This is a genomic window from Rhodococcus sp. I2R (assembly GCF_020889545.1).
Classification (GTDB): Bacteria; Actinomycetota; Actinomycetes; order Mycobacteriales; family Mycobacteriaceae; genus Rhodococcoides.
Genome location: NZ_JAHUTG010000002.1, coordinates 248,825 through 273,020, shown reverse-complemented (window position 1 = coordinate 273,020; position 24,196 = coordinate 248,825). Strand labels below are relative to the sequence as shown.

Genomic DNA, 24,196 nt, shown 5'->3' with positions numbered 1-24,196 from the left:
ACGAAAGAAGCCGGCCCCCGTGGGGGCCGGCTTCTTTCGATTCGTACGAGGCGAATTACGCTTCCGCACCGTCATCATCGAGGAGGTTGCGCGTGCGGTTCGGGTCGACGGGGACACCTGGTCCGGTCGTCGTCGACACGGTGACCTTCTTGACGTAGCGGCCCTTGGCGGAGGACGGCTTCGCGCGAAGGATCTCATCCAGCGCTGCACCGTAGTTCTCCACCAACTTGGTGTCGTCGAACGATGCCTTGCCGATAACGAAGTGCAGGTTGGACTGCTTGTCGACGCGGAAGTTGATCTTGCCGCCCTTGATGTCGGTAACGGCCTTGGTCACATCGTTGGTGACCGTGCCCGTCTTCGGGTTCGGCATCAGGCCACGCGGTCCGAGGACACGTGCGATGCGGCCGACCTTGGCCATCTGGTCAGGGGTGGCGATCGCGGCGTCGAAGTCCAGGAAACCGCCCTGGATGCGCTCGATCAGATCTTCTGCACCGACGACGTCGGCTCCTGCTGCCTCTGCTTCAGCAGCCTTCTCACCAGCGGCGAAAACGATGACCCGAGCGGTCTTGCCGGTGCCGTGGGGAAGGTTGACGGTGCCGCGCACCATCTGGTCTGCCTTGCGAGGGTCGACGCCGAGACGAACGGCGACCTCGACGGTCGCGTCGAACTTGCTCGACGCTGTTTCCTTGGCGAGCTTCGCTGCCTGGAGAGGGGTGTACAGATTGTCCGCGTCGATCTTGGCTGCCTGCTCGAGGTAGCCCTTGCTGCGCTTTGCCATGTCTTACTGTCCTTAAATTCGGTTCAGTGTGGTTGACGGGCCTGGCCGGCCCTCCCACGTTCTGTGTCTTCTGGTCGCTCCGCAGGGGTAAATCAGCCTTCGACTGTGATGCCCATCGAACGAGCAGTGCCGGCGATGATCTTCGCGGCCTGGTCGATGTCGTTGGCGTTGAGGTCTTCGGCCTTGGTCTTGGCGATCTCGCGCACCTGATCCATGGTCACCTTGGCGACCTTGGTCTTGTGCGGCTCGCCCGAACCCTTGGCGACACCGGCTGCCTTGAGCAGCAGCTTGGCAGCGGGCGGGGTCTTCAGCTTGAAGTCGAACGTGCGGTCCTCGTAGACCGAGATCTCGACCGGCACGACGTTTCCGCGCTGCGACTCGGTCGCGGCGTTGTACGCCTTGCAGAACTCCATGATGTTGACGCCGTGCTGACCCAATGCGGGGCCGACGGGAGGAGCGGGGTTGGCCGCTCCGGCCTGGATCTGAAGCTTGATGATCCCGGCTAGCTTCTTCTTCTTCGGGGGCATTTCTTTTTCCTTGTATTCGCTCGGGTTTCTTGCGGTTCCTACTGCAAGTGTGTGCGGCTCTCGCTGAAGTGGCGCCGGCTAAATCTTGGCGACCTGCGTGAAGCCGAGTTCGACCGGGGTTTCACGGCCGAAGATCGACACCAGCACCTTGAGCTTCTGCTGCTCGGCGTTGACCTCGCTGATGCTGGCGGGCAAGGTCGCGAACGGACCGTCCATGACGGTGACCGACTCGCCGACCTCGAAATCGACCTCGATGGTCGGCTTCGACGTCGCTTCGCCCTGCTCACCGGTGGACTTGGAGTCCTTCGCGTCCTTCTTCGTGCCTTCCTGCGGCATGAGGAACTTGACGACCTCGTTGATCGTCAACGGCGACGGACGGGACGTGGCACCGACGAAACCAGTGACGCCTGGAGTGTTACGCACCGCGCCCCAGGACTCGTCGTTCAGCTCCATGCGGACCAGGATGTAACCGGGCAAGACCTTGCGGTTGACCTGCTTGCGCTGCCCGTTCTTGATCTCGGTAACCTCTTCGGTCGGAACCTCGACCTGGAAGATGTAGTCGCCGACATCGAGGTTCTGCACGCGTGTCTCGAGGTTCGCCTTCACCTTGTTCTCGTAACCGGCGTACGAGTGGATGACGTACCAGTCACCGGGGGCGCGACGCAGCGCGGCCTTCATCTCGGCAACCGGATCCTCGGGCTCTGCCGAGACATCGGCGTCGTCCGCGGAGACTGCATCGTCAGCGGGAACTGCGTCGTCGCCTGCAGCAGCAGCCACATCGGCGGCGATGGCCTCGTCGGTCTCGCGGTCCTGAGCGGCCTGCTCCGCTTCGAGGCCCTGTTTGGTCGCCTCGACATCGGCGTCGAATGCGGCCACTTCGGTGGCGTCGTTGTGCGGCGTGCTCACAGCAGGCACCCTTTCTGTCGTTTGAAGCAAGTTGTGGAGATCATCGCGAAAATCGAACGCCGTTCGTCAGCCGAACACCCATTCGATGCCGCGGATGAACGCCATGTCGGCCCCGCTGATGAAGGCGACCATGAACGCCACGAACACGAGCACGACGCTCGTGTACGTGACCATTTGCTTGCGGTTCGGCCAGATCACCTTCCGCAGCTCGGCGATGACCTCACGGAGGAACTTGCGCAAGCGCTTGAAGATATTCATGCGCTTGGGCTCGCGAGAGACCTCGCGCGTGCTCAGAGCCGAGCGCGAAGTCGAGGCGCCCGCAGCAGAGGAAGACTTGGAGATGGAAACCTTGGCTCCGGACGGATCGCTGTCCGACGCCCCGCGTCGACGAGCGGTCCGCTTACCGGTCGGCTTGACCGCACCGACATCGGAGGACGCAGACGCCCCCGTTTGGGGAGCAGCTCCGGCCTCGGTGTTGCCGGGCGTCGGCGAACCTGGCGCCGACGAGTCGGACGCTGACGAGTCCTCGGACCCGTCTTCGCGCTTACCGCGCTCCTCGCTCACCGTCGTTCCTCTCAGTAGCTGACACCATCGCCGCCCTCGCCGTGAAGGCGAGGCGCGAGCGACTTGGGCAGGGGCGACAGGACTTGAACCTGCAACCTACGGTTTTGGAGACCGTTGCTCTACCAATTGAGCTACGCCCCTTCGGACCCGTCCGAGACGGACAGGACCGTCCTGCGGTCACACAACATACGCGCTACCCGTCAGCTCCATGTTCGGGACGAACCCGATGGAGCTATGGCAGCGCGCAGCGCTGAACGACCACAGAAATCTCAGTGTACTGCACAGGCTGGGGAACCCCGAAATCCCCGTCGGACCGCCGGCGTCCGGGCCCGGTCGTCCGAGTCAGGCCAGACGGACGGTGGCCGTCGCGCGACCGAAGATCTTCTTGCCCTCGGACTTTGCGATGATGGCGATGACCGCTGACTTCGAGTCCGGATCCACGGACTTGACCTTGCCGGCGAACTCGACCGACGCAGCCGAATCCGCGGGCACGTAGACAGAACTCGTGAAACGAACGTTGTACTCGGTCACTGCGCCAGGATCACCCAGCCACGACGTGACGAAGCCAGCACCGAGTCCCATGGTCAGCATGCCGTGCGCGATGACATTGTCCAGACCCGCGAGCTTGACGACCTCGTCGCTCCAGTGGATCGGATTGGGGTCGCCGGAAACACCGGCATAGTTGACCAGATCGCCGCGAGTCAGCTTCACCACGCGTTCAGGCAGTTCCTCGCCGACGGATACATCCGCGAATCTACGAAGCGCCATGCATGATCACTTCCTTGACAGCGTGGGCGATGTTCTCGTCGACTTCGCCGCCGGTCCGCGCCACCAGAGTGGTCCACGTGGTTTGCACGAGCTCGCCGTTCTGATCGGTCACGATGTTCTTGGTGGTGATGATGTCGCTGCCGCTCATCTGACGGAACGAATCGAGAAAGACCTCGCAGGAAAGCTCGTCGCCCACCGAGATGGGCTTGTGGAATTCCAAGCGCTGATCGGTCTGAAGAATCTGGCTCGGGTCGTAGCCGGTGATGAACTCCTTGAACATCCGCTTCTGCGCGATGATCCCGACCAACGAGATGAACGTCAACGGGGCGAGCAGTCCGTCGTAGCCGAGGCTCTGCGCCGCGTCCTCGTCGTGGTGCGCCGGATGCCAATCCTGGACGGAACGCGCATACTCGCGAACCTTCTCGCGGCCGACCTCGTAGACGTGCTCCACCTTGTAGTGGTGACCGACCATCGAGGCCGCATGCGCCGCCGGATCCTGCAGCGACTCGGAATTCTGCTCTGACTCACTCACGCCGAAAGAAAACCTTATCTACCCAGGACGCAAACGCGTTAGGGCAGGAGTAACAGGCCTAACGCGTGGCGTCGACTCCGAACGAGAACCAGCAGCCGAGGGGGTCGCAGCTAGCGAGACTCGCGGTGCGCACGATGCGTTCCGCAGTTCGAGCAGAACTTCTTCAGCTCGAGGCGGTCGGGGTCGTTGCGACGGTTCTTCTTCGTGATGTAGTTACGGTGCTTGCAAACGTCGCAGGCCAAGGTGATCTTGGGCCGCACATCGGTGGAGGAGGCCACTGGATGCCTACTTTCGGGTAAATCTGATCCGGTTAATCAGGACTGTGCAGTTTTCTTGTGTAGCGGTGACCGGACTTGAACCGGCGACGCAACGATTATGAGTCGTTTGCTCTACCAACTGAGCTACACCGCCTCAGGTGCTCACCCCTACACCCTCTCACTGCAGAAGGCGCGAAGCGAACTATCCAATCCAGCGAGCCCCCTAACGGAATCGAACCGTTGACCTTTTCCTTACCATGGAAACGCTCTACCGACTGAGCTAAGGGGGCGTGCATCTGCGCACGGACAAGCTGTGCGCCGAAGCCTTCAAGAGGTTACACATTCCGAACGCCGACTGCCAAATTGCATGCTCAGCGGCCATCTTGCGGTCCTCTTCGAAAGTAGAAACCCCAGCGGGAGGTCATCTCGCTGGGGTTCCTGTGTGGCAGATGTAGGATTCGAACCTACGTAGGCATAAGCCGACGGATTTACAGTCCGCTCCCATTGGCCGCTCGGGCAATCTGCCGTGTGCACCCGAAGAGATTCACACTCTTCGACGCGGAGAGAAGAATACAACGAACGGCCCCCGGGAACGCAAACCGGGTGGATAGCGGGGGTGCGGACCGGCTAACGTCGGGGCCGAAGTCCGAAAAGCAATCGATTCGACACAGGAGTACTCAGTGGCAGATTCTTCCTTCGATGTGGTGAGCAAGGTCGATCGTCAGGAGGTCGACAACGCTCTGGGTCAGGCAGCGAAGGAGCTGGCGACTCGCTATGACTTCCGCGGGTCGGGCACCGTCATCGAGTGGTCCGGCAGCGGCGATGCGGAGGTGATCGTCATTACTTCCGAGAGCGAAGAGAAGGTGAAGGCGGCACTCGACGTCTTCAAGGAGAAGCTGATCCGCCGCGACGTCTCGCTCAAGGCCTTCGAGGCCAACGATCCGGCAGCCTCGGGCAAGGTCTACAAGGTGACCGGCAAGCTCGTCCAGGGCATCTCCACGGAAAATGCCAAGAAGCTCACCAAGAAGATCCGCGACGAGGGGCCCAAGGGCGTCAAGGCGCAGATCCAGGGCGACGAGTTGCGCATCAGCAGCAAGAAACGCGACGACCTCCAGGCCGTTCAGCAGCTACTGAAGTCCGAGGACTTCGACCTCGCCCTACAGTTCGTCAACTACCGGTAGGCGCTGCGCGCATGTGAGTGGAAATACGTGACGGACTATGTACTTTCGCTCACATGCGGCGAAGCCGCCTACAAGCCGCGCGCCATCCGCTCGAGACGGTCGATGCGGTCGGCCATCGGCGGATGCGTCGCGAACAGCCTGCCGACCTTCTCCCCCGCCCGGAACGGGCTGGCGATCATCAGGTGCGCCTCCGCTGCGATGCGCGGCTCAGGGGGCAGCGGGGCCGCCTGCACGCCGCGCTCGAGCTTCCTCAGCGCCGAGGCCAACGCCAACGGGTCCCCAGTGAGCTCCGCGCCAGATTGATCCGCCTGATACTCCCGTGAGCGGGACACTGCCAACTTCACCACGGTCGCCGCAATCGGGCCAAGCATCGACACCAGCAGCAGCGCGAGGGGGTTGGCGCCGTTGCCACCCCGACCGCCGAACATCGAAGCGAACAGCGCGAAATTGGCGAGGCCGGAAATGACAGCAGCCATCGCGCCGGCAACCGAGGAGATGAGAATGTCGCGGTTGTAGACGTGGCTGAGCTCATGGCCGAGCACGGCACGCAACTCACGTTCGTCGAGAATCTGCAGAATTCCGGTGGTGCAGCACACCGCAGCGTTGCGCGGGTTCCGACCGGTCGCGAACGCGTTGGGGCTGTTGGTCGGACTGATGTAGAGGGCAGGCATCGGCTGGTGGGCGGTGGTCGCGAGCTCACGCACGATTCGGTACATCGTGGGCGCCTCGACCTCGGTGACCGGTTGCGCGTGCATCGAGCGCAGAGCCAGCTTGGCGCTGTTGAAGTAGACGTAGCCGTTGATGCCCACCGCAAGCGCAACCGACAGGAACAGAATCGTCGGACTGTTGAACAGCGATCCGATGAAGACGATGAGCGCCGACATTCCGATCAACAGACCGAAGGTCTTGACACCGTTTGCGTAGCTCATTGCCGCCTCTTCCCGGGACTACCTCGATATCTCGAGGACAACTCTCGAGATATCAACGATCGCGGCACCTTGTCGGGTTCCCGAGCAACTGCTCAGCCGACCCGCTCGACCGTGTAGTTCACCAACCGGCCAAGCGCGTCGTTCGGCGCACCCTGGGGAAGTTTGTCGAGCTCGGCGCGGGCCTTCGCAGCGAAGTCTCCGAGCGTGGCCTTCGCCTTCGTCATTCCGGGTGAGCGGTCCAGCAACGTCAGGGCCTCCGCCAGTGCGTCCTCGTCGGTGACTGGGCCATCGAGCAGCTCACGCAACCGGTCGCCGTCGGCTCCCGCTTCGCCGAGCGCATACAGAACCGGCAGCGTGTGCACGCCCTCCCGAAGATCGGTGCCCGGAGTCTTGCCCGACTGCTCCGACGCCGACGAGATGTCGATGATGTCGTCGGAAATCTGAAACGCCGTGCCGACAGCGTCGCCGAGACGCTCGAGCGCGGCGACGTGATCGGCGTCGCCACCGGAGAACGTTCCACCGAATCGACCGCAGGCAGCGATCAGCGATCCGGTCTTCTCCCACACCACTCGGAGGTAGTGCGCGATGGGATCCTCGTCCCGCTTGACGCCGATCGTCTCGCGCATCTGACCGGTGACCAACTCCGCAAAGGTCTCGGCGATGATGCGTACCGCCTCGGGGCCGAGAGTGGAGACCAGACGCGAGGCATGCGCAAACAGGTAGTCGCCGGCCAGGATGGCGACGCTGTTGCCCCAGCGCGAGTTGGCGGACTCCGCCCCGCGGCGCATCGTCGCCTCGTCCATCACATCGTCGTGGTAGAGCGTGGCCAGGTGGACCAGTTCGACGACGGTGGCAGCGGTGACGATGGATTCGTCTGTCGGTTTCGGTCCGAGCTGGCCGGTCAGAACGGTGAACAGCGGACGGAACCGTTTTCCTCCCGCCTTCGCGAGATGAAGAGCTGCCTCGGTGAGGAAGTCCTCGCCGTCGGACAGCTCGGAGATCATCAACTTCTCGACGCTCTCCAGTCCGGCGGCGACGGTTCGTGCAAGCTCCGGATCGACGAGATCCACCCCGGCAACGACCGTCGATCCGGCCGCGTCGTCTGTGCTCACGATTGTTGGTCCTGTCCTGTTCGTCCTGCAACGGTTTCACTGCGATCCCGACTTACCCCCGCACTACCGTAATGAACCTAGTGTGCCGTGCAGAGGGAAGGTGCCCCAGACCACTGCAGATCCCACGCCGGCAGCGCTGCTTTACTGGATGGGTGACTTCTCCCCGATCCACCGACGTCCTCGTCATCGGCGCCGGTCCGGCCGGGTCGGCCGCCGCGGCATGGGCCGCCCGAGCGGGTCGAAGCGTGATCCTCGCCGATTCGGCGACCTTTCCCCGCGACAAGACGTGCGGCGACGGCCTGACGCCGCGTGCCATGGCCGAACTCGACCGACTCGGGCTCGGTGAGTGGACGCGGGGGCGCGCGGAGAACCGCGGGCTTCGGTTGTCCGGATTCGGACAGGAGCTGCAACTCGAATGGCCGGGTGGATCACTGCCCGTCGTCGGGAGTGCTGTTCCCAGAGCCGAGCTCGACGACCGGATCCGGCGCGTCGCAGTCGAATCCGGCGCGGCGATGGTGGAGGGCGCCAAGGCAGTCGGCGTCGAACGCCGGGGCAACGCAGTCACCTCGGTCGTGTTCGACGGCGGTGACGAGATCCGCTGCGACAAGCTCGTCGTAGCCGACGGGGTCCGCTCCTCGCTCGGCAAGCAACTCGGCCGACAATGGCACCGCGACACTGTCTTCGGAGTAGCTGCACGAGCGTACATCGGTTCGGAACGGTCCAACGAGGAGTGGATTTCCTCGCACCTCGAACTGAGGGACGGCAACGGCACACTGCAACCCGGGTACGGGTGGATCTTCCCCCTCGGTACCGGCGAGGTGAACATCGGCGTCGGGACCCTCGCGACCGCGAAGCGGCCCGCGAACGGGTCACTGCGGCCCCTACTGGATCTCTACACCGATCAGCGACGCGCCGACTGGGCCCTCACCGGCGACCTACGAGCGGTGGCGTCCGCGCTGCTGCCGATGGGCGGAGCCGTGTCGAACGTCGCGGGCGAGAACTGGGCGATCATCGGCGACGCGGCGGCCTGCGTCAATCCGCTCAACGGCGAGGGCATCGACTACGGCCTCGAAGGCGGCCGCATGATCGCCGATCTCCTCGACGAGAGAGATCTGACCCTGACGTGGCCGAACCTGCTGCGCGAGCACTACGGGCAGGCGTTCTCCATCGCTCGGCGCCTGGCAGGTCTGCTGACGGTGCCCCGATTCCTCCCGGCGACCGGTCCCATCGGCATGCGCTCACGCGCGCTGATGACCGTCGCAGTTCGTGTCATGGGCAACCTCGTCACCGACGCCGATACCGATCTCGTCGCGCGGGCATGGCGTGCGACCGGCAGCGCGTCGTCGAGAATCGACTCCCGGCCCCCGTTCACATGATGCAGTTCACATGATGCCGCGCTAACGCACGGCGCGGTGCAGCGCGACGATCCCGCCGGTGAGGTTGCGCCACTGTACGGAGGACCATCCGCTCTCGGCGATGGTGGCAGCCAGCTGCTCCTGCGTGGGCCACGCACGGATCGACTCGGCGAGGTAGACGTACGCGTCGGGGTTGGACGAGACCGCGCGCGCGACCGCAGGCAACATCTTCATCAGGTACTCCATGTAGACCGTCCGGAACGGTGCGAACACCGGCGTCGAGAATTCACACACGACCAGGCGTCCACCCGGCTTGGTGACGCGAGCGATTTCGGCCAGTCCGGCGCGGAAGTCGGAGACGTTGCGCAACCCGAAGGAGATGGTCGCTGCGTCGAAACTCGCATCGGCGTACGGCAGATGCATCGCGTCACCGGCGACCATGGGGACCGGACGCTCCGAACCGGCCTGCAGCATGCCCTTCGAAAAGTCCGTTGCCACGCACCACGCACCGCTGCGGGCGAGCTCGACGGTCGAGACGCCGGTGCCGGCGGCGAGATCGAGCACCTTCTCCCCCGGTTTCGGGTTCAACGCCTCGCGGGTGAGCTTGCGCCAGCTGCGATCCTGACCAAAGGACAGAACTGTGTTGGTGATGTCGTATCGACGGGCGACGCCGTCGAACATCGACGCGACCTCGTGTGGTTCCTTGTCGAGCGTTGCACGCGTTGTGGACACGAATTCGAGCTTACGTCAGCACGCATCCGCTCAGAATCAGGCGGATCGAAGCGACCGACGAGACTCCCAGCCGAGTACCTCGCTGTAGTGACCGAGCAGTTCGTCGCAGATCGCCGGCCAGGTGCGGTGCAGGACGGACTTGCGTGCGGCTTCACCGAACCGGGCTCTCATCGACGACGAGGCCAGCGCGGTAACCGCGCTGGGGAGCAGTTCGGTGAAACGGTCCACGGGCAGCAGGTACCCGTTGCGGCAGTGCGAGATCAGGTCGCGCGGCCCGCCCGCGTCCGGCCCGATGACCGGGATGCCGCTGGCGAGGGCTTCCTGCACGGCCTGGCAGAAAGTCTCGTGCTCACCGGGATGCACGAACACATCGAAGCTCGCGTACGCCTGCGCGAGATCGTCGCCGCCTAGCTGGCCGGTGAATATCGCCGACGGCATCAACTGCTCCAGGGAGGCGCGGTCGGGGCCGTCGCCCACCACAACGATTTGGATGTCGGGGTTGTCTGCGATAGCGGCGAGCCGCTCCACATGCTTCTCCGGTGCCAGCCGTCCGACGAATCCGACGATCAGCTGTGCGTTGCCGTCACCGAGCCACTGCCTGCGTAGGGACTCGCGGCGAGCGGACGGCGCGAATCGGATCGCGTCGACGCCCCTGGCCCATCGGTGCACGCGAGGGATTTTGTGCTGTTCGAGTGCGTCCACCGCGGACGTGGACGGGGCGAGGGTTCGGGCGGCGCCGCGATGCACTCGCCTGGTCCAGCGCCACGCGGCACGGGATGTAAGTCCGAGGCCGTAGCTCTCGGCGAATCCAGCGACATCCGTCTGGTAGACGGCCACTGCCGGAACGCCGAGGCGGTTGGCTGCGGCGAGCCCGCCGGCGCCGAGTAGAAACGGCGATGCCAGGTGAACGACGTCGGGATCGAACTCGCGCAGCGTCGACGTCAGACCGGGGCCGGGCAGTCCGACGGGCAGCGAACTGACCTTGGGCACCATGACGGCCGGTACCCGGTGCACCGGGGTGCGCCCGTGTTCGACTGCCGCACGAGGCTTGCCGGCCGGGGTGTCCGGCGCGACGACCATCGCCTGATGGCCCGTTCTCTCCAGATGCTCGAGGACTCGGAGCACCGAGTTGGTGACGCCGTTCATGTTGGGTAGGAACGATTCCGCAACGATGGCTACTCGCACGATCCCCAGTGTGGGCAGCCGTTCCGGCCATTTGGGAGCGAGGACGTTACGAGTGGGCGAAGTTCGCGCGAATCATCTGATCGCGTTCACCTCACTGCTTGCGTCTGAGCAGGAACATGAGCGGGTCGGCTATTGCCCATGTCACGACCACGACGGAGGCCGCTGGGACGACGGCCACGGAGGCGTTGCGTCCGGATACTCGAACGAGATCCGGTTCGGATCGCGCGTACTCGACGTCGATGTTCTGACCGGCGATGAGATTGGTGGGGTAGAGAACGCCCAACTCGGGGTTGTGGGTCACGCCGTCCGGGGTGACGAAGCTGATCGCCGACCTCAATTTCCCGGCCGAGAGCACTTCTGCCGTCGCTCGCCCCTCGTCGGAAGTGATGGTGCGATCGTTCTGCCACGCAGCGACGACGAGCAGGAAAGCCAGCACCGACAGACCGACTGCCACCACGAACACCGAGGCCCTCGCCCGCCGCCGAATCTTCGCGGTGCGCTCGTCGATGTTCACGCTGCGAGTACTCACGCCCCCAGACGTTACTGGGCCGCTGTAGACGACCGCTCCGGTAGCGTTGTTCGACATGTCTCGCGACTTCGAGTTCACGATCAATTCCGAGTACACGCCGGCCGATGTGCACGAGGCCCTCACCAGCACGGATCAGTGGCTCGCGCGCTTCGCGAAGGCCGAGAAGGTCGACGGCTACGCGTTGACGGCACACGGGAACGGCGGGTTGACCGTCGAGATGTCCGAGGAGGTCGGTACCTCGGAACTGCCCGGGTTCGTCAAGAAGGTGGTCAGGGGCAAACTGCTCATCACTCGAACCGACTACTGGGGCCCACTCGACGGTGACCGCGCCGACGGGACCTTGCAAGGCGGGGCGACGGCGGTCGCAGCCCGGGTACAGGGCACGATGACGCTGCGTCCCGGCGGATCCGGAACCGTGCTGACGGTCAGCGGTATCTCGACGGTGAAGATCCCGCTGATCGGCGGCAAGATCGAGTCGCTCGTCAACGACATGATCAAGGACATGGTCGACCGGGAGACGCGCGAAACAGTCGAGTGGGCGCGCAAGCAGGACGGAATGACACCCAACAGCTAGAGGCGCGTGCGAATCCCGGCGTGGAGTTCGCGCAGCCCCGAGCGTTCGGTGGTCACTTCGAGGACACGGATCTCCTCGGTGCCCTCGCTCAGCGCCGCAGCCAGGGACGACACGTCGACGCTGCGGTGCTCGATCCGATATGCCGCACACAAGGCCGCGAGATCCATCCCGTGCGGCGTCCCGAACACCCGCTCGAACGCCCCCGCGTACTGCGGATCGCCCTGCTCGAGAAGTTCGAAGATTCCGCCGCCGTCGTCGTTGGCCACGACGATGGTCAGATCGCTCGGCCGCGGCTCACCGGTACCGATCAGCAACCCCGCCGCGTCGTGCAGGAATGTCAGGTCGCCGAGAAGCGCGATGGTGCGACCCGAACCGGAGAGCGCCGCGCCGACGGCCGTCGAGACGGTCCCGTCGATGCCCGCGACGCCGCGGTTCGAGAGCACCCGCACCCCGTGCGTCGGATAGCTCACCAGGGCCGCATCGCGCACCGGATTGGACGCTCCCAGCAGGAGCTGATCGCCGTCTCGGAGCGAGGACATCACCGTCGCCGCGACGTGCAGGCCAGTCGGCTTGGGGTGCGCCGCGAGTTCGTCGCGCACTGCCATGTCGGCGCGCGCGGACAACTCCGTGCAGCGCTCGAGCCAGCCGCCGCGGGGGCTGCCCGAGGTGATCGCCCTGGTTCCCGTGGCGAGGACGTTTCCGGAGACATCCGGCCAGCGCGGCCCGGTGGTGAGCGCGATGACCTCAACCGACGGGTTCGCCAGCAAGGACGACACCTCTCGATGCAGCGTCGGCCGACCGGTGATGATCGCCTGCCGGGGTTCGAGTTGTGCCAGAGCGAGCGGGTGCAGCGGAACGCCGTGCAGCGGAGCCGTCGGCTCGGCCACCGTCGGCAGACCGGCGAGCTCGGGACGCAGGGCCGCCCCGTGGCCGGAGACCACGATCGTGTCCACACTCAGGTCGACGTCGACAGGCACGTCCAGCGTCGCCATCTGCGTCGTGGTCCAGGGAGCGCCGCCGGCCCGGCCCTGCGGGGCAGGCGTGAGGTCGGTGAGATCGGGAACCAGTGGTTCACGAAGCGGGATATCGAAGTGCGCCGGGCCGGCATTGCCCGAGCGGGTGCCACGAGCAGCAGCGAGGACTCGGCAGACCGCACTGCGCCACTGACTGTTCTGACCGTCGCCGTCCTCGGCTAGACCGAGACTGATGGTCGCGCGGACCTGGCTGCCGAACAACCCCAACTGCTCGATGGTCTGGTTGGCGCCGGTGCCGAGCATCTCGTACGGACGGTTCGCGCTGAGCACCACCAGCGGCATCCGGGCGTAGTTGGCTTCGAGCACCGCCGGGCCGAGGTTCGCCACCGCGGTCCCCGAGGTCATCACAACCGGCACGGGCCGTCCACCGCTGCCCATGATCAGCCCCAGTGCCAGAAAGCCTGCGGTGCGCTCGTCGATCCGCATGTGCAGCCGGAGCCGGCCCGAGGTGTCCGCGTCCTGCAGCGCGAACGCTAACGGCGCATTGCGCGAACCCGGGCACAGTACGACATCGCGAACACCACCACGAACGAGTTCGTCGACGACAGTTGCGGCCTGTGCGCTGGACGGATTCACCTCTCCAGATTGTCAGATTCTCGTCGCGTCGACCTATTCGGCCCGCGGGCCGTGCTGATCACCGCACGAATGTTTGACACGATAACGGTGTGCGCACTGTCTTCGACCCGTCAGCAATGCCGCCCGGTGGCCTGTATCCCCTGCTCACCGCCTCGGTCGTGCCCCGTCCCATCGCGTGGGTGTCCACCGTGTCCGCCGAGGGGGTCGCCAATCTCGCTCCGTACAGCTTCTTCTCGGTCTCCTCGCCCAACCCGCCGGTGGTGCAATTCACCTCAGTGGGACGCAAGGACAGCCTGCGGAACATCGAGGCAACGGGCGAGTTTGTGATCAATCTCGCGACGGCGCACATGGTCGAGCAGATCAACGCGTCCTCCGCCGGTTACGAACACGGCGTCAGCGAACTCGAAGCCCTCGGCATCGCGAGTGAGCCGAGCGAGAAGGTTGCCCCGCCTCGCGTCGCCGAATCCCCCGTTGCCATCGAGGCCACGCTGCATCGAATCATCGAGGTCGGCAATTCCTTCGTGGTGATGGGACGCGTCGTCGCGATCGCCGTGCGCCCCGAGTTCCTCGCCGCGGACGGCCTCCCGTCGTTCGAGGCCATTGCACCGCTGAGCCGTCTCGGCCGAACCGAATGGGGCATGCCGCCGGAGGTGCGTACGATCGATCGCCCCGGCGTCCCTACTTGACCCGCTGGCTCACCCTTGCCCTGATCACCGTCGTAGCGACGGCCGGGGCTTCTTGGCTCGCGGTTCCGTCCGCGGGCCTGTTCGTCGCACTGTTCGTCGCGCTGGTGTTCGCGCTGGCCGGGTGGGCACCGAGATCGGGCGTACCGCGCCGCTGGGGAATCGCCGCACAGGCAGTGCTCGGCGTCGAAATCGGCACTCTGGTCCAGCGCGATGCACTGGCCACTCTCGGTGACGCCTGGGTGCCCGTAGTCGCGGCGTGCGTCGGGACGCTGCTGCTCTCCATCGCCGCGGGAGCATTGCTCGGACTGCGTCGGGACGTGGATTCGCTGACCGGCGCGCTGGCACTCGTCGCCGGCGGGGCGTCGGGGTTGGTGGCGATCGCGCAGGAACTCGGCGGCGACGAACGCATCGTCGCCGTGGTGCAGTACCTGCGAGTCGTGCTGGTGACGACGACGATGCCGATCGTCGCGATCGTGGTGTTCTCCGCGCACGGGAACGGTGACGCCATCATCGACACCTCGGACGCGGGCGCACCGTGGTTGCTCGATCTTGCCTTCGTGGCGATCTGCGCGGCCGTCGGTTACTTGCTGGCCCGTCTGATCAGGTTGCCCGCCCCGGGCTTGCTCGGGCCGATGATCGTGGTGACGGCCATCGACTTGCTGGGAGTCTCCATCGATGGCAATGTGCCGGCGCTGCTGCTCACCGCCGCGTACATCGGCATCGGTTGGCAGGCGGGACTGAAGTTCACGATGGATAGTCTGCGCATGATCTCGCGGATACTGCCGACCGCCCTGCTGTTGATCATCGGCATCACCGTCGGGTGCGCAGTCCTCGGACTCGCGCTCGCCGCCACGACGTCCATGTCGGCGTACGACGGCTATCTCGCCACCACCCCGGGCGGTGTGTATGCCGTCCTCGCAATTGCGGCCTCCACCGGCGCCAATGTCACGTTCGTCGTTGCCGCGCAAGTGATCAGGGTGTTCATGATGCTCTTCGCGGTCCCGGTGGGCGCCAAGATCGTGCGCCACTATCGACGGCCCTGACTCGATGCGGCCGTGGCAGGACTTAGAGTTCAGCTATGCCCGATACTCGCTTCGGCCACGCGGTAGGTCCCGCCGTCGGTGATGACGATCGCAAGTCCTACGCCACACTGCGGGCCAGGACAACACCGCGCGCAGAGCGGTACCAACTGGGAAGATCCCTGCGTGAGAAGGTTTCTCGCGAGTCCATGGGCGAGTGGAACCCGCCCCTCGATCGCCTGGATCCGATCCGTCAGATCGAGTTCTCCCACGAGGGCCGCATCGATTGGCTCATCCCGGTCCGCGTCGAACGCATGATGGAGTCGCCGTACGGCTTCCTGCGCGGAACCGCGATCGTGATGGCGCGCGACGTTGCGCTGCTGCCGTCGACAGGCATCAATCCTGTGGTGAGCGGCGACTCCCACCTCGGCAACTTCGGCTTCTACGCCTCCCCCGAGCGCGACCTGGTGATCGACCTCAACGATTTCGACGAGGCCCACCCCGGTGCCTGGGAGTGGGATCTGCGACGCCTCGTCGCAAGCATCTGGGTGGCGGGCCGTCAGAACGGCCACAGCGAATCGCAGTGTGAGGATGCCGTCGCCGCCTGCGTTCGGGCATATCGCATCGAGGTCTCGCGGCTGGCCGACGAACCGCTGATGTCGCGTTCGTTTCAACGGTTGACGGCCGAGAAACTGCAGGCCGACGCCACCGAGGGCTCGCTCCGCAGAGAGATCAAACGGGCGACGAAGAAGGCCCGCCGACGCACCAGCGACCGGGTACTGCCGCAGTTCACCGAGGAGCACGAGGGGACGCGGCGACTGGTCGAGGAACCGCCGATCACCACGCGGATACCCGAGCGCGACGAGAACCTGCTGGCCGAAGGCCTCGACGAGTACCTCGAGACCCTCTCGCCGCATTGGCGGCGGGTACTGGGCGGCTACACCCTGATCGACGTCGCGCACCGAGTCGTGGGTGTGGGAAGCGTCGGGCTGCGGGCGTACGTGGCGCTGCTCGAGGGCAGCAGTCCCGACGACGTGGTGTTTCTGCAACTCAAGCAGGCCAGACGGTCGGTCCTGGCGCCCTACGTGCACGGCGAGGACGCCTGGCACGCACATCAGGGACAACGCGTCGTCGAATATCAGCAGGACCTGCAGACCGTGAGCGATCCGCTGCTCGGGTGGACGACGATAGACGGTCGGCAGTACTACGTACGACAGTTCCGCAACATGAAGGGCACCATCGATCTCGGTTCGATCGATGCGCCCGCGCTGGTCGACTACGCGGGAGTGGTCGGGCGCCTGTTGGCGAAGGGCCATGCCCGCACGAGTGGGGCGTCGATGATCTCGGGCTATGCCGGGGGTTCCGATGCTCTGGACACGGCACTGTGCCGATTCGCTCGGCTATACGCCGACCAGACCGAGGCCGATCACGCGCAGTTGGTGCAGGCGGTCAAGAACGGCCGCTTCGCCGGCATGTGAGTGGAAATACGTGTCCCCCTATGTATTTCCACTCACATGCGCGTAGCTCCTATCCGGCGTATTTGGTGACCAGTGCGCCTACACGCGGAAGCGCCTCGACGACGTTCTTCTGCGCCGAGCCGCGCAGGCTGCCGTAGAACTTCTTGACGACGCTCTTGTCGGTCTCCTCGATGCGCGAGTCTGTCACCGACAGCAACGCGTTGGACACCTGGTCGGAGTTGGCGACAAGGTAGTCCGAGAACGACCCGGCGGGCGCGGCGTTGTACGACTGCCAGAACGGTTCGAGCTGGGCCACGAAGTCCGGCCAGAGCGCCTCCACGGCCCGGTCGATGTACGAGGGTCCGACCTTCTTGACAGCCCCGTATCCGCCCTTGACGGCGAGGCCGCTGGCGCCCTTCTTGTCCGCAACCTCGGCGTCGATCAGTGCCAGAATGTCCGGCATCAGCACATCGCGCTTCGACTCATCGAGCAAAGATTCCTTCAGTGCAGCAACCACTTCGATTTCCTCTCGGATGGTATTTTTTCGGCCACGCGAACCGGGGAAGAGTACTACAGGAGGGTGAAGCACCGCCGGACTCGATCGTGCCACCACGCCACCCGATCCTCCGATGCGGCCAGGGCCTGCAGCCGCTCCGGATCGGGCACCGCGACAGCAGCAGCCAACGTACCGTCGACGAGTTCGGCGTGCTCGCACACGTCCTGCGTGAACAGACTTCCGGTGCCGAGCCCGCAGGCGAATTCCAGCTTGGGGATCGCCGCGGCGGCGGCGAGGCCCGCAGCCATCCCGACCGCCGAGTCGAGAGCACTGGAGACAACCACCGGCACACCGTATTCGCCGAGCTCTCCGGCCAATTCCAACAGCGCGCGCATGCCCCCGAGCGGAGCGACCTTCAGCACGGCAACGTCCGCTCCCCCGGCTCGGACGACCCGTAGCGGATCCTCGGCGCGCCGGATGCTCTCGTCGGCCGCGATACGCACACCCGGCAGACGCCGGCGAACCTCGACCAACTCGGGAACCGTCGCGCACGGCTGTTCGGCGTACTCGAGCTCGCCGTCTTCGAGCAACGCGGTGAGCGCGGTGACTGCCTCCTCGACGGACCAGCCCCCGTTGGCGTCGACGCGCACCCGTGGGACGCGGGCCCGTACGGCCCGCACTCGGGCGATGTCCTCGGCGAGGGTCTGCCCCTTTTCGGCAACCTTCACCTTCGCCGTGTCGACGCCGGCGTAGCGCTCCAGAATCCCCTCCACCGCGTCGGGCGAGACCGCGGGGACGGTGGCATTGACGCGGACGCGTTCGCGGTACGGCTTCGGTGGGCCCTCCCAGGCTGCCTCGATGCCGGCCCGTAGCCACGCCGAGGACTCCTGATCGTCGTATTCGACGAACGGTGCGAACTCACCCCATCCGGCCGGACCCTGGAACAGCACGACCTCGCGGGTGCTGATTCCGCGGAACCTGGTTCGCATCGGGAGCGCCAGCACGTGCGCCCCATCCAACACATCCTCGACGGAGGTGTCTGTCACTGCTGGCCCTTCAGCAGCTGAACCATCAGCGCCTCGCAGTCCGCGAGGACGTTGCCTTCGGTGTCCTTCAGTACCGCGCTGATGAACGTCTTGCGCCCCTCGACACGATCGACGCTGCCCTCGATGACCAACTCGGTGTCCAGTGGAGTGACCTTGCGGTAGTTGATGTGCAGGAAGGCTGTGCGACTGATGGGGCGCCCGTAGGCGTGCTGGATCATGCCGAACAGGTCGTCGAAGAGCAGTGGCAACGTGCCCCCGTGCGCCGCGCCGTTTCCGCCGAGATGGAAACGACGGAACGTTCCGCGGCTGCGCACACCCTCCGGATCGAACTTCTCCAGCGTCCACGGCAGCATCAGCAACGAGCCACGTCCGGGAAGAGACATCACACGCCCGGCGGGGGCCTGCCCCTCCGGCACCTGGAACGGCGCCAGCAGCTCGTTGAGCGCCTCCACCTTCTCGGCTACCTCGACGGTCAGCTCGGGCGTCGGCGCGGCGCTGACAGCCAGATCCTGCAGTCTGCGAAGGGCCTCGACGAGTCGACCGAATTCGGGCCCGACGTCGGCAGCGGTGTACTTGGGGAATCCACCATGATGCTCGTACTCGTCCTGGCCTGCCTTTTCACTCATGCCAGCACCGTAACCCGTGGCGCGGCAATCTATCGTGGCGGGCGTGACCTTCACTCCTGCGCTATGGCGACCCGTTTCCGGCTTCGACGACCTCACCGACATCACGTACCACCGGCACGTCACGGACGACACCGTCCGTATCGCGTTCGATCGGCCCGAGGTACGCAACGCGTTTCGACCCCACACGGTCGACGAGCTCTACCGCACCCTCGAGCACGCCCGCGTCAGCTCGGATGTCGGCACGGTGCTGTTGACAGGAAACGGGCCCAGCGCGAAGGACGGCGTGTGGTCGTTCTGCTCGGGCGGCGACCAGCGTATTCGCGGCCGTAGCGGCTACCAGTACACGGAGCAGGATGCGAGCACGGGCCAACCGGGAGAGACCGCCGATACGGTCGACAGGGCCCGCGCGGGACGGCTACACATCCTGGAGGTGCAGCGTTTGATTCGATTCATGCCCAAAGTGGTCATCTGCCTGGTCAACGGATGGGCTGCGGGCGGTGGGCACAGCCTGCACGTCGTGTGCGACCTGACGCTCGCAAGCCGCGAGCACGCCCGATTCAAGCAAACCGACGCCGATGTCGGCAGCTTCGACGGCGGTTACGGCAGTGCGTATCTAGCCAAGATGGTGGGACAGAAATTCGCGCGCGAGATATTCTTCCTCGGCGATACCTACACGGCCGAGGACATGCACGCGATGGGTGCCGTCAACCGCGTCGTCGATCACGCCGAGCTCGAGAACGTTGCCATCGAGTGGGGCAGGAAGATCAACGGCAAATCCCCGCAGGCGCAACGGATGCTCAAGTACGCCTTCAACCTGCAGGACGACGGTCTGGTGGGCCAGCAGCTGTTCGCGGGCGAGGCCACCCGGCTCGCATATATGACCGACGAGGCCGTCGAGGGCCGCGACTCCTTCCTCGAGAAGCGCGCCCCCGACTGGTCACCGTTCCCGCGGTACTTCTAGAAGCGAGTCCATGTCCCCGGCCCGAACCCCGCCAGCGCACCGCCGCCGAACGCCCGAAGGCGGCGGTGCGGCGATCATCGAGTGGTTCGTACAGCCTCATGACTACGAGTGGATGACTGAGTTCCAGAACTCGCACCCATCGGGGAAGATCATCCGCGTCATCGTGGCGTTGTCGCTGATCAACATCAGCGGCATGTCGGCGATGTCCCTGTTCGCGGAGGGCGGCCCCGCGGGCCCGTTCGGGACGACGCTGACACTGCTGCTGTGTGCGTCGAATCTGGTGATCGCCGCTCTGTGGCTGCTACGGCCGTTTCCCGGGCGTCTCGGCGTCATCGCGTTCACGGTGTACGCAGACATCGGGGTGGCAGCCGCGCTGGCCGTTCTCGACCTACGCAACGCGCTGCTCGGGTGCGTCGTGTTCGCCGTCATCGGCGCGTTCGCGACTTTCTTCGTCAGCCCGCGCTGGGTGGTGGCACACCTGATCTTCGCGGCGTCGGTCGTGTCGACCTTCGCGTTCCTGCTCTATCTCCGTGGCGACATGGACACCATCACCTTGCTGGTCCAGACCGACGTGGTGCTGATCGGCATCATGAGCGTTCCGGTCACGTCCCACATCTTCCTCACCACCCTGTCCGCGGACGCTCGAAGCTCCGCACTCGACCCGCTGACCGGACTACTGAACCGCCGCGGCCTCGATGCAGCGATCTCGGAACTGTGGCCACAGGGTCGACTCGAGGGGCAGTGCGCAGCCGTCATCGTCGTCGACATCGACAAGTTCAAAGCCGTCAACGACCTGCACGGCCACGACGAGGGCGACAAAGTCATTCGGCGAGTAGCCGATCGATTGTTCGGACACCTGTCGCGGTACGGCGTCCTCGGCCGCACCGGAGGCGAGGAGTACCTGGCAGTGGTGATCACCTCGCGGCTGCACATCGACGCCCTGATTCACGGCATCCGACGCGCCCTGCACGACTCGAACGACGCCGTCCCCGTGACGGTGAGTGTCGGCGCGGCAATTCTCTACGCCGAATCCCCGCTGTGGACAACGGACTCGGACACCGTCAGCACCGCGACCCGCGCTGCCGATTCGACGATGTACCAGGCCAAAGCAGCGGGCGGCAACAGGGTCGTCACGACGCTCATCTGACGAATGCGCGGCTGCAATACTGGCGCTGTGGAGATTCTGAGCAGTAGAACGATCCTGCGCCCCGCCGACTACGAGCGAACGCTCGCCTTCTATCGGGACGGTCTCGGTCTCGCCATCGCCCGCGAGTATCGCGCCGGCACGGTGTTCTTCGCCGGGCAGTCGTTGATCGAGATCGCCGCGCACGGCGGTTCCGAAGTGCCGACGATCTTCGACGGCGCACTGTGGCTGCAGGTCCGCGACATCGATTCCGCCGTCGCCGAGCTCGAATCCCGAGGCATCCCGATCGAGCGGGAAGCGCAGCAGGAACCCTGGGGACTTGTCGAACTCTGGCTCCGTGACCCGGACGGGGTTCCCATCGTGCTGGTGGAGATACCGGCCGAACATCCGCTCCGCCGCGACGTGCGAAAGACCTGACGCCGCTACCCCTCGTCGCCTGGGGCCTCGTCGCCTGGGGTCTCGTCGCGTGGAGCCTCGAGCATCCGGCGCACCGCGACCGCGGACTGGGGACGTGACCACAGGAAGCCCTGCGCGAACGTGCAGCCGAGTTCCAAGGCGATATCGGCCTGCTTACGCGTCTCGATGCCCTCTATCACCATCGACATTCCCAGATCCTGCGCGATCGAGGACAGCGCTTTGAGCACAGCGCGGCCCCTGGTCGTGTCGATGAATCCGGTGAGGTGGCCGTCGATCTTGATTCCGTCCGGTTCCAGCGTCACGAGTCGCTCGAGCGAGGACCAGCCGGACCCGAAGTCGTCGAGCAGAACTCTGAAGCCGAGGGCGTGCACATCGTCGATATGTCGACGGATGAGTGGCCCGTCGTTGACCGAGGAGGTCTCGGTGAGCTCGAGTGAGATCAGACGCGGCTCCATCGAGGACAGCGCAAATGCACTCTGCAGCTGCGCCACCGCGTCGGGATGCGCCAGATGCCGTCCGGACAGGTTGACGGAAAGACGCAGACCGGGGCGCAACTGTTGCCACAGCTGGGCTTCCTTCACCGCCAGTCGCAACACCTCGAGATCGATGTCGATGATCAGTTCGCTGGACTCGGCGAACGGTACGAAATCCCCGGGCGAGACGAGTCCTCGCGTGGGGTGATGCCATCGCGCGAGGGCCTCGAAGCCGATGACCGTCTCGGTGCGCATATCCACCACCGACTGAAACCACGGCACGATCTGCCCGGCATACAAACCGCCGGCAAGGTCATGATCGTTGTCCAACTTCGCCGGGGTGGAACCGATTCGGCGGTGCAGCTCGAGCTGTTCCTCGAGCACGGAACCGTACTGCTCGAGCTCCTGCAACTGGCCATCGCTCAACTCGCGTGGCATCCGGTCCAGCAGGCACAGCGACCCGACGACCAGACCTTCACGCCCACGCAAGGGCACCGACGCATACGCGGCGATGCCGTTCTGATCGAGAATGCCGCGCTGACGCACGGTGGCCTCCACCCGATTGCGTGCGACCACGGACGGTCTTGCGGTGCGCACCACGTCGTCGCAGAGCGTGGTGGAACGCTCTACCGTCGACACAGGTGGCCCACCTATGTTGACCAGCGTGTACTGCATGGTTTCGTCGAGCACATTGAGCTGCGCGATAGCGAAACCGACACTGCGTGCGGCCAGCTCGACGGTGGTGCGCAGCGCCGGCGTGGTCGCCTCGATATCGAGGTAGCGGCGGGCGGAATCGCTCTGTCTACGGGCGCGGGAACGACGATTCGGCAGCGTCGCGTCGTGTTCCACGCATGCCCCCTCCCCGACAGCTGCACGGCGGCGGTCCGGTGCCTCGTCCGGCAATGAGCTTAACCGCGAGGCGCCGCCTTCGGGTCGACGAGCGAGGTTGTCTTCTTTACAGGCTGGGCATTTGGGTGTGCAACAAACGGTGCCGCAACAGAGCGGCGCCGAGTCGCACTCCGTCGGGCGACGGGACCGTTGTCGAGCTGCCCCGGCGGGTGGCGTCGTAGGTGAACGCACCGAGCGCGGTGAGATCGGCGAGAACGTCCCCGGCGAGCGGCCCGACACTCTCGCTCGGGACAGGTCCACCGTGGTGCGTCCACCCCTCGGCGGTGAGTATTTCGGTGAGCAGCTCGGCCTCCCCCGCGGGAGGTGCGCCGCGGGCGATATCGGCGAACACGACTTCCGCGGCAATGGTGTCCGGGTGGTAGGCGGTGCCGACGAATCCGCCGATCAGTGTCGTCCACATGCGGTCGGCGCTCATTCCGCGTGCCCTGGCCGTCGGCAGCAGTCGGCCGTGATGCCGACGGACCAGACCGAGCCTGCGCAACAGCCGTCGCACCCGCAGGACGGGCACGGTGTCGATCTCCTCTCCCGGCGGGAACGGCCACTCGCTCGGCGTCCACAGGGTGCCGAGGGCTCGCTCGACCACGGCGCCGGGCAGATATCCGCGCTCGGTCAGGTCGATACCGTCGCCGACGAGGGCGAGCAGGCCCTCGAGTCTTCGCACACAGGAGTAGGCCGGTTCGACGGCCTCGTGCAGCACTTCGGCTGTATCGCGGTAGAGCTCGATCCGCGGCGGGCTGTATCGCGTCCACAACATGATGCGGTGATCGAGTAGCTGCTCGATGAGTACGCCGCCCGCACGTTCGGAGCGCAGCACCGAATCGGTGAGGCGGCGACGCTTGGCAGCGACCGCGGCATCGCGAAGAGGCCGTCCGCCGACTCGGCTCGGCGCGAACTCACCCGCAATCGTCGCCACTTCGAGGGTCTCACCGATCAGACTCACGACGGCCAGTTCGGGATCCTCGGGAGTGTCCTGCCAGGTGATGAGATCGGTGTCCGGCGGGCCTATTCCCGACGCGGCGACCGCGTCGGCGATCTCCGACTGCCTGCCTGCGTCATCGGTGTTGTCGAGGAGTGCCCGGGTGCGTGGGCTGCGAGCGATGTCCGCGTAGCGCGCATGCCCCAGACGGTCCAGCAGCTCGGCGAGCGCCAGCGCGATCTCCCAGGCCCGCTCGCGGTCCTCGGCGATCTCGACGAGGTGTTGCCAGAGAAATGTCTGCACCGAGCTCTGCGTCGGTCCGGCCGGGGGCGAGAGGCCGCGCAGCCCCTCCCACCCGAGTTGGGCATCGGCCGCCGTCGCCGGATCGATCGAGTCCAGAGACGACAACGCGGCAGCGACCGCCTCGTCGATGCTGCTGCGACCCCCGCCGATCTCGTCGAACTCCACGGTTCAACTGTCCCACAGCGCGCGTCTAGGCTGGTCCGA

Annotated in this window: 27 protein-coding genes and 4 tRNA genes; 9 read left to right on the top strand and 22 right to left on the bottom strand. The window is 65.4% G+C overall.

Translation table 11 applies throughout. The annotated features are described in order from the left end of the window. Positions 1 to 55: 55 nt before the first annotated feature. From rplA to KVY23_RS03005, 11 genes are all read right to left on the bottom strand, one after another. The gene (gene rplA, locus KVY23_RS03055) at positions 56 to 778 is read right to left on the bottom strand and encodes a 50S ribosomal protein L1 (RefSeq protein ID WP_206509359.1); all 723 of its coding nucleotides are present in this window, start codon (positions 776 to 778) and stop codon (positions 56 to 58) included. 92 nt (positions 779 to 870) lie between these two features. Next, complete coding sequence (gene rplK / locus KVY23_RS03050) at positions 871 to 1,305, bottom strand: 50S ribosomal protein L11 (protein WP_075839252.1); 435 nt, start codon at positions 1,303 to 1,305, stop codon at positions 871 to 873. A gap of 78 nt (positions 1,306 to 1,383) precedes the next feature. Next, entirely contained in the window at positions 1,384 to 2,211 is an 828-nt protein-coding gene (nusG, locus tag KVY23_RS03045; protein ID WP_206509358.1) for a transcription termination/antitermination protein NusG, read from the bottom strand. 66 nt (positions 2,212 to 2,277) lie between these two features. Continuing rightward, positions 2,278 to 2,775, bottom strand: coding sequence for a preprotein translocase subunit SecE (secE, locus tag KVY23_RS03040; RefSeq protein ID WP_075839253.1), 498 nt, complete (start codon positions 2,773 to 2,775; stop codon positions 2,278 to 2,280). A 68-nt stretch (positions 2,776 to 2,843) separates the two neighbouring features. Then, positions 2,844 to 2,916 (bottom strand) — tRNA-Trp (locus KVY23_RS03035). A gap of 201 nt (positions 2,917 to 3,117) precedes the next feature. After that, positions 3,118 to 3,543, bottom strand: a complete 426-nt coding sequence (gene hadB / locus KVY23_RS03030; RefSeq protein ID WP_075839254.1) for a (3R)-hydroxyacyl-ACP dehydratase subunit HadB — start codon at positions 3,541 to 3,543, stop codon at positions 3,118 to 3,120. Beyond that, positions 3,530 to 4,015 carry a (3R)-hydroxyacyl-ACP dehydratase subunit HadA gene (hadA, locus tag KVY23_RS03025; protein ID WP_187346746.1) on the bottom strand — a complete coding sequence of 162 codons (486 nt, stop codon included), beginning with the start codon at positions 4,013 to 4,015 and terminating at the stop codon, positions 3,530 to 3,532. The genes hadB and hadA overlap by 14 nt, the downstream gene beginning before the upstream one ends. Positions 4,016 to 4,185: 170 nt before the next feature. Next, the gene (gene rpmG / locus KVY23_RS03020) at positions 4,186 to 4,353 is read right to left on the bottom strand and encodes a 50S ribosomal protein L33 (protein ID WP_075839256.1); all 168 of its coding nucleotides are present in this window, start codon (positions 4,351 to 4,353) and stop codon (positions 4,186 to 4,188) included. A gap of 60 nt (positions 4,354 to 4,413) precedes the next feature. Further along, positions 4,414 to 4,486 (bottom strand) — tRNA-Met (locus KVY23_RS03015). 63 nt (positions 4,487 to 4,549) lie between these two features. Then, a tRNA-Thr gene (locus KVY23_RS03010) sits at positions 4,550 to 4,622 on the bottom strand. A gap of 153 nt (positions 4,623 to 4,775) precedes the next feature. Beyond that, positions 4,776 to 4,858, bottom strand: a tRNA-Tyr gene (locus KVY23_RS03005). 154 nt (positions 4,859 to 5,012) lie between these two features. Here KVY23_RS03005 and KVY23_RS03000 point away from each other — a divergent pair. Next, complete coding sequence (locus KVY23_RS03000; protein WP_075839257.1) at positions 5,013 to 5,513, top strand: YajQ family cyclic di-GMP-binding protein; 501 nt, start codon at positions 5,013 to 5,015, stop codon at positions 5,511 to 5,513. A 68-nt stretch (positions 5,514 to 5,581) separates the two neighbouring features. Here KVY23_RS03000 and htpX read toward each other — a convergent pair whose 3' ends face one another. Next, positions 5,582 to 6,442 carry a zinc metalloprotease HtpX gene (gene htpX, locus KVY23_RS02995; protein WP_230555238.1) on the bottom strand — a complete coding sequence of 287 codons (861 nt, stop codon included), beginning with the start codon at positions 6,440 to 6,442 and terminating at the stop codon, positions 5,582 to 5,584. Between the two features lie 92 nt (positions 6,443 to 6,534). Next, entirely contained in the window at positions 6,535 to 7,554 is a 1,020-nt protein-coding gene (locus KVY23_RS02990) for a polyprenyl synthetase family protein (protein WP_230555237.1), read from the bottom strand. A 152-nt stretch (positions 7,555 to 7,706) separates the two neighbouring features. On the opposite strand from KVY23_RS02990, the gene KVY23_RS02985 reads away from it, so the two are divergent. After that, entirely contained in the window at positions 7,707 to 8,930 is a 1,224-nt protein-coding gene (locus KVY23_RS02985; RefSeq protein ID WP_075839258.1) for a geranylgeranyl reductase family protein, read from the top strand. A 21-nt stretch (positions 8,931 to 8,951) separates the two neighbouring features. Here KVY23_RS02985 and KVY23_RS02980 read toward each other — a convergent pair whose 3' ends face one another. From KVY23_RS02980 to KVY23_RS02970, 3 genes are all read right to left on the bottom strand, one after another. After that, positions 8,952 to 9,641 (bottom strand): demethylmenaquinone methyltransferase, encoded by a 690-nt coding sequence (locus KVY23_RS02980; protein ID WP_294636435.1) that lies wholly within the window; start codon positions 9,639 to 9,641, stop codon positions 8,952 to 8,954. Between the two features lie 36 nt (positions 9,642 to 9,677). Then, complete coding sequence (locus KVY23_RS02975; RefSeq protein WP_187346745.1) at positions 9,678 to 10,826, bottom strand: glycosyltransferase family 1 protein; 1,149 nt, start codon at positions 10,824 to 10,826, stop codon at positions 9,678 to 9,680. A 91-nt stretch (positions 10,827 to 10,917) separates the two neighbouring features. Continuing rightward, entirely contained in the window at positions 10,918 to 11,355 is a 438-nt protein-coding gene (locus KVY23_RS02970) for a DUF3592 domain-containing protein (RefSeq protein ID WP_374108684.1), read from the bottom strand. A 55-nt stretch (positions 11,356 to 11,410) separates the two neighbouring features. Between KVY23_RS02970 and KVY23_RS02965 the strand changes: the two genes are divergently transcribed. Further along, complete coding sequence (locus tag KVY23_RS02965; protein WP_075839260.1) at positions 11,411 to 11,929, top strand: DUF2505 domain-containing protein; 519 nt, start codon at positions 11,411 to 11,413, stop codon at positions 11,927 to 11,929. On the opposite strand, the gene menD is transcribed toward KVY23_RS02965, so the two are convergent. Further along, a complete protein-coding gene (gene menD / locus KVY23_RS02960; RefSeq protein WP_230555236.1) occupies positions 11,926 to 13,539 on the bottom strand; it encodes a 2-succinyl-5-enolpyruvyl-6-hydroxy-3-cyclohexene-1-carboxylic-acid synthase in 1,614 nt (537 codons plus the stop codon). The genes KVY23_RS02965 and menD overlap by 4 nt on opposite strands. An 89-nt stretch (positions 13,540 to 13,628) precedes the next feature. Here menD and KVY23_RS02955 point away from each other — a divergent pair, with 89 nt between their 5' ends. Genes KVY23_RS02955 through KVY23_RS02945 form a run of 3 tightly spaced genes read left to right on the top strand, consistent with a single transcriptional unit; the run spans position 13,629 to position 16,722 of the window. Next, positions 13,629 to 14,225 carry a flavin reductase family protein gene (locus KVY23_RS02955; RefSeq protein ID WP_075839261.1) on the top strand — a complete coding sequence of 199 codons (597 nt, stop codon included), beginning with the start codon at positions 13,629 to 13,631 and terminating at the stop codon, positions 14,223 to 14,225. Further along, positions 14,222 to 15,268 (top strand): AbrB family transcriptional regulator, encoded by a 1,047-nt coding sequence (locus KVY23_RS02950; protein WP_230555235.1) that lies wholly within the window; start codon positions 14,222 to 14,224, stop codon positions 15,266 to 15,268. Before KVY23_RS02955 ends, KVY23_RS02950 begins: the two co-directional genes overlap by 4 nt. A 35-nt stretch (positions 15,269 to 15,303) precedes the next feature. Continuing rightward, entirely contained in the window at positions 15,304 to 16,722 is a 1,419-nt protein-coding gene (locus KVY23_RS02945; RefSeq protein ID WP_075839262.1) for a DUF2252 domain-containing protein, read from the top strand. A 49-nt stretch (positions 16,723 to 16,771) separates the two neighbouring features. Here the strand turns inward: KVY23_RS02945 and KVY23_RS02940 are convergent, their stop codons facing one another. Genes KVY23_RS02940 through KVY23_RS02930 form a run of 3 tightly spaced genes read right to left on the bottom strand, consistent with a single transcriptional unit; the run spans position 16,772 to position 18,869 of the window. After that, a complete protein-coding gene (locus tag KVY23_RS02940; RefSeq protein ID WP_206509348.1) occupies positions 16,772 to 17,218 on the bottom strand; it encodes a hypothetical protein in 447 nt (148 codons plus the stop codon). 53 nt (positions 17,219 to 17,271) lie between these two features. Next, on the bottom strand, positions 17,272 to 18,243 hold the full coding sequence (locus KVY23_RS02935) for an o-succinylbenzoate synthase (protein ID WP_294636429.1): 972 nt from the start codon (positions 18,241 to 18,243) through the stop codon (positions 17,272 to 17,274). Then, positions 18,240 to 18,869, bottom strand: a complete 630-nt coding sequence (locus KVY23_RS02930; RefSeq protein WP_230555234.1) for a PaaI family thioesterase — start codon at positions 18,867 to 18,869, stop codon at positions 18,240 to 18,242. Before KVY23_RS02930 ends, KVY23_RS02935 begins: the two co-directional genes overlap by 4 nt. A gap of 43 nt (positions 18,870 to 18,912) precedes the next feature. Between KVY23_RS02930 and KVY23_RS02925 the strand changes: the two genes are divergently transcribed. The 3 genes from KVY23_RS02925 to KVY23_RS02915 all read left to right on the top strand — a co-directional run bounded on the left by KVY23_RS02925 (position 18,913) and on the right by KVY23_RS02915 (position 21,391). Then, positions 18,913 to 19,830: a 1,4-dihydroxy-2-naphthoyl-CoA synthase gene (locus tag KVY23_RS02925; protein ID WP_230555233.1), complete on the top strand. Its 918-nt coding sequence runs from the start codon at positions 18,913 to 18,915 to the stop codon at positions 19,828 to 19,830. Positions 19,831 to 19,942: 112 nt separating this feature from the next. Beyond that, on the top strand, positions 19,943 to 20,977 hold the full coding sequence (locus tag KVY23_RS02920) for a GGDEF domain-containing protein (protein WP_075839276.1): 1,035 nt from the start codon (positions 19,943 to 19,945) through the stop codon (positions 20,975 to 20,977). A 27-nt stretch (positions 20,978 to 21,004) separates the two neighbouring features. Then, positions 21,005 to 21,391, top strand: a complete 387-nt coding sequence (locus KVY23_RS02915; RefSeq protein WP_075839263.1) for a VOC family protein — start codon at positions 21,005 to 21,007, stop codon at positions 21,389 to 21,391. Between the two features lie 5 nt (positions 21,392 to 21,396). Here the strand turns inward: KVY23_RS02915 and KVY23_RS02910 are convergent, their stop codons facing one another. Continuing rightward, complete coding sequence (locus KVY23_RS02910) at positions 21,397 to 22,713, bottom strand: EAL domain-containing protein (RefSeq protein ID WP_230555232.1); 1,317 nt, start codon at positions 22,711 to 22,713, stop codon at positions 21,397 to 21,399. Positions 22,714 to 22,819: 106 nt separating this feature from the next. After that, complete coding sequence (locus KVY23_RS02905) at positions 22,820 to 24,157, bottom strand: hypothetical protein (protein WP_230555231.1); 1,338 nt, start codon at positions 24,155 to 24,157, stop codon at positions 22,820 to 22,822. Positions 24,158 to 24,196: the final 39 nt, after the last annotated feature.

Bases quoted from the DNA above. Each gene is read 5' to 3' on its own strand.
- htpX (WP_230555238.1), bottom strand. From the start codon at position 6,442: ATGAGCTACGCAAACGGTGTCAAGACCTTCGGTCTGTTGATCGGAATG.
- hadB (WP_075839254.1), bottom strand. From the start codon at position 3,543: ATGGCGCTTCGTAGATTCGCGGATGTATCCGTCGGCGAGGAACTGCCT.
- rplK (WP_075839252.1), bottom strand. From the start codon at position 1,305: ATGCCCCCGAAGAAGAAGAAGCTAGCCGGGATCATCAAGCTTCAGATC.
- KVY23_RS02920 (WP_075839276.1), top strand. From the start codon at position 19,943: ATGACTGAGTTCCAGAACTCGCACCCATCGGGGAAGATCATCCGCGTC.
- hadA (WP_187346746.1), bottom strand. From the start codon at position 4,015: ATGGTCGGTCACCACTACAAGGTGGAGCACGTCTACGAGGTCGGCCGC.
- rplA (WP_206509359.1), bottom strand. From the start codon at position 778: ATGGCAAAGCGCAGCAAGGGCTACCTCGAGCAGGCAGCCAAGATCGAC.
- KVY23_RS02930 (WP_230555234.1), bottom strand. From the start codon at position 18,869: ATGAGTGAAAAGGCAGGCCAGGACGAGTACGAGCATCATGGTGGATTC.
- KVY23_RS02965 (WP_075839260.1), top strand. From the start codon at position 11,411: ATGTCTCGCGACTTCGAGTTCACGATCAATTCCGAGTACACGCCGGCC.
- KVY23_RS02945 (WP_075839262.1), top strand. From the start codon at position 15,304: ATGCCCGATACTCGCTTCGGCCACGCGGTAGGTCCCGCCGTCGGTGAT.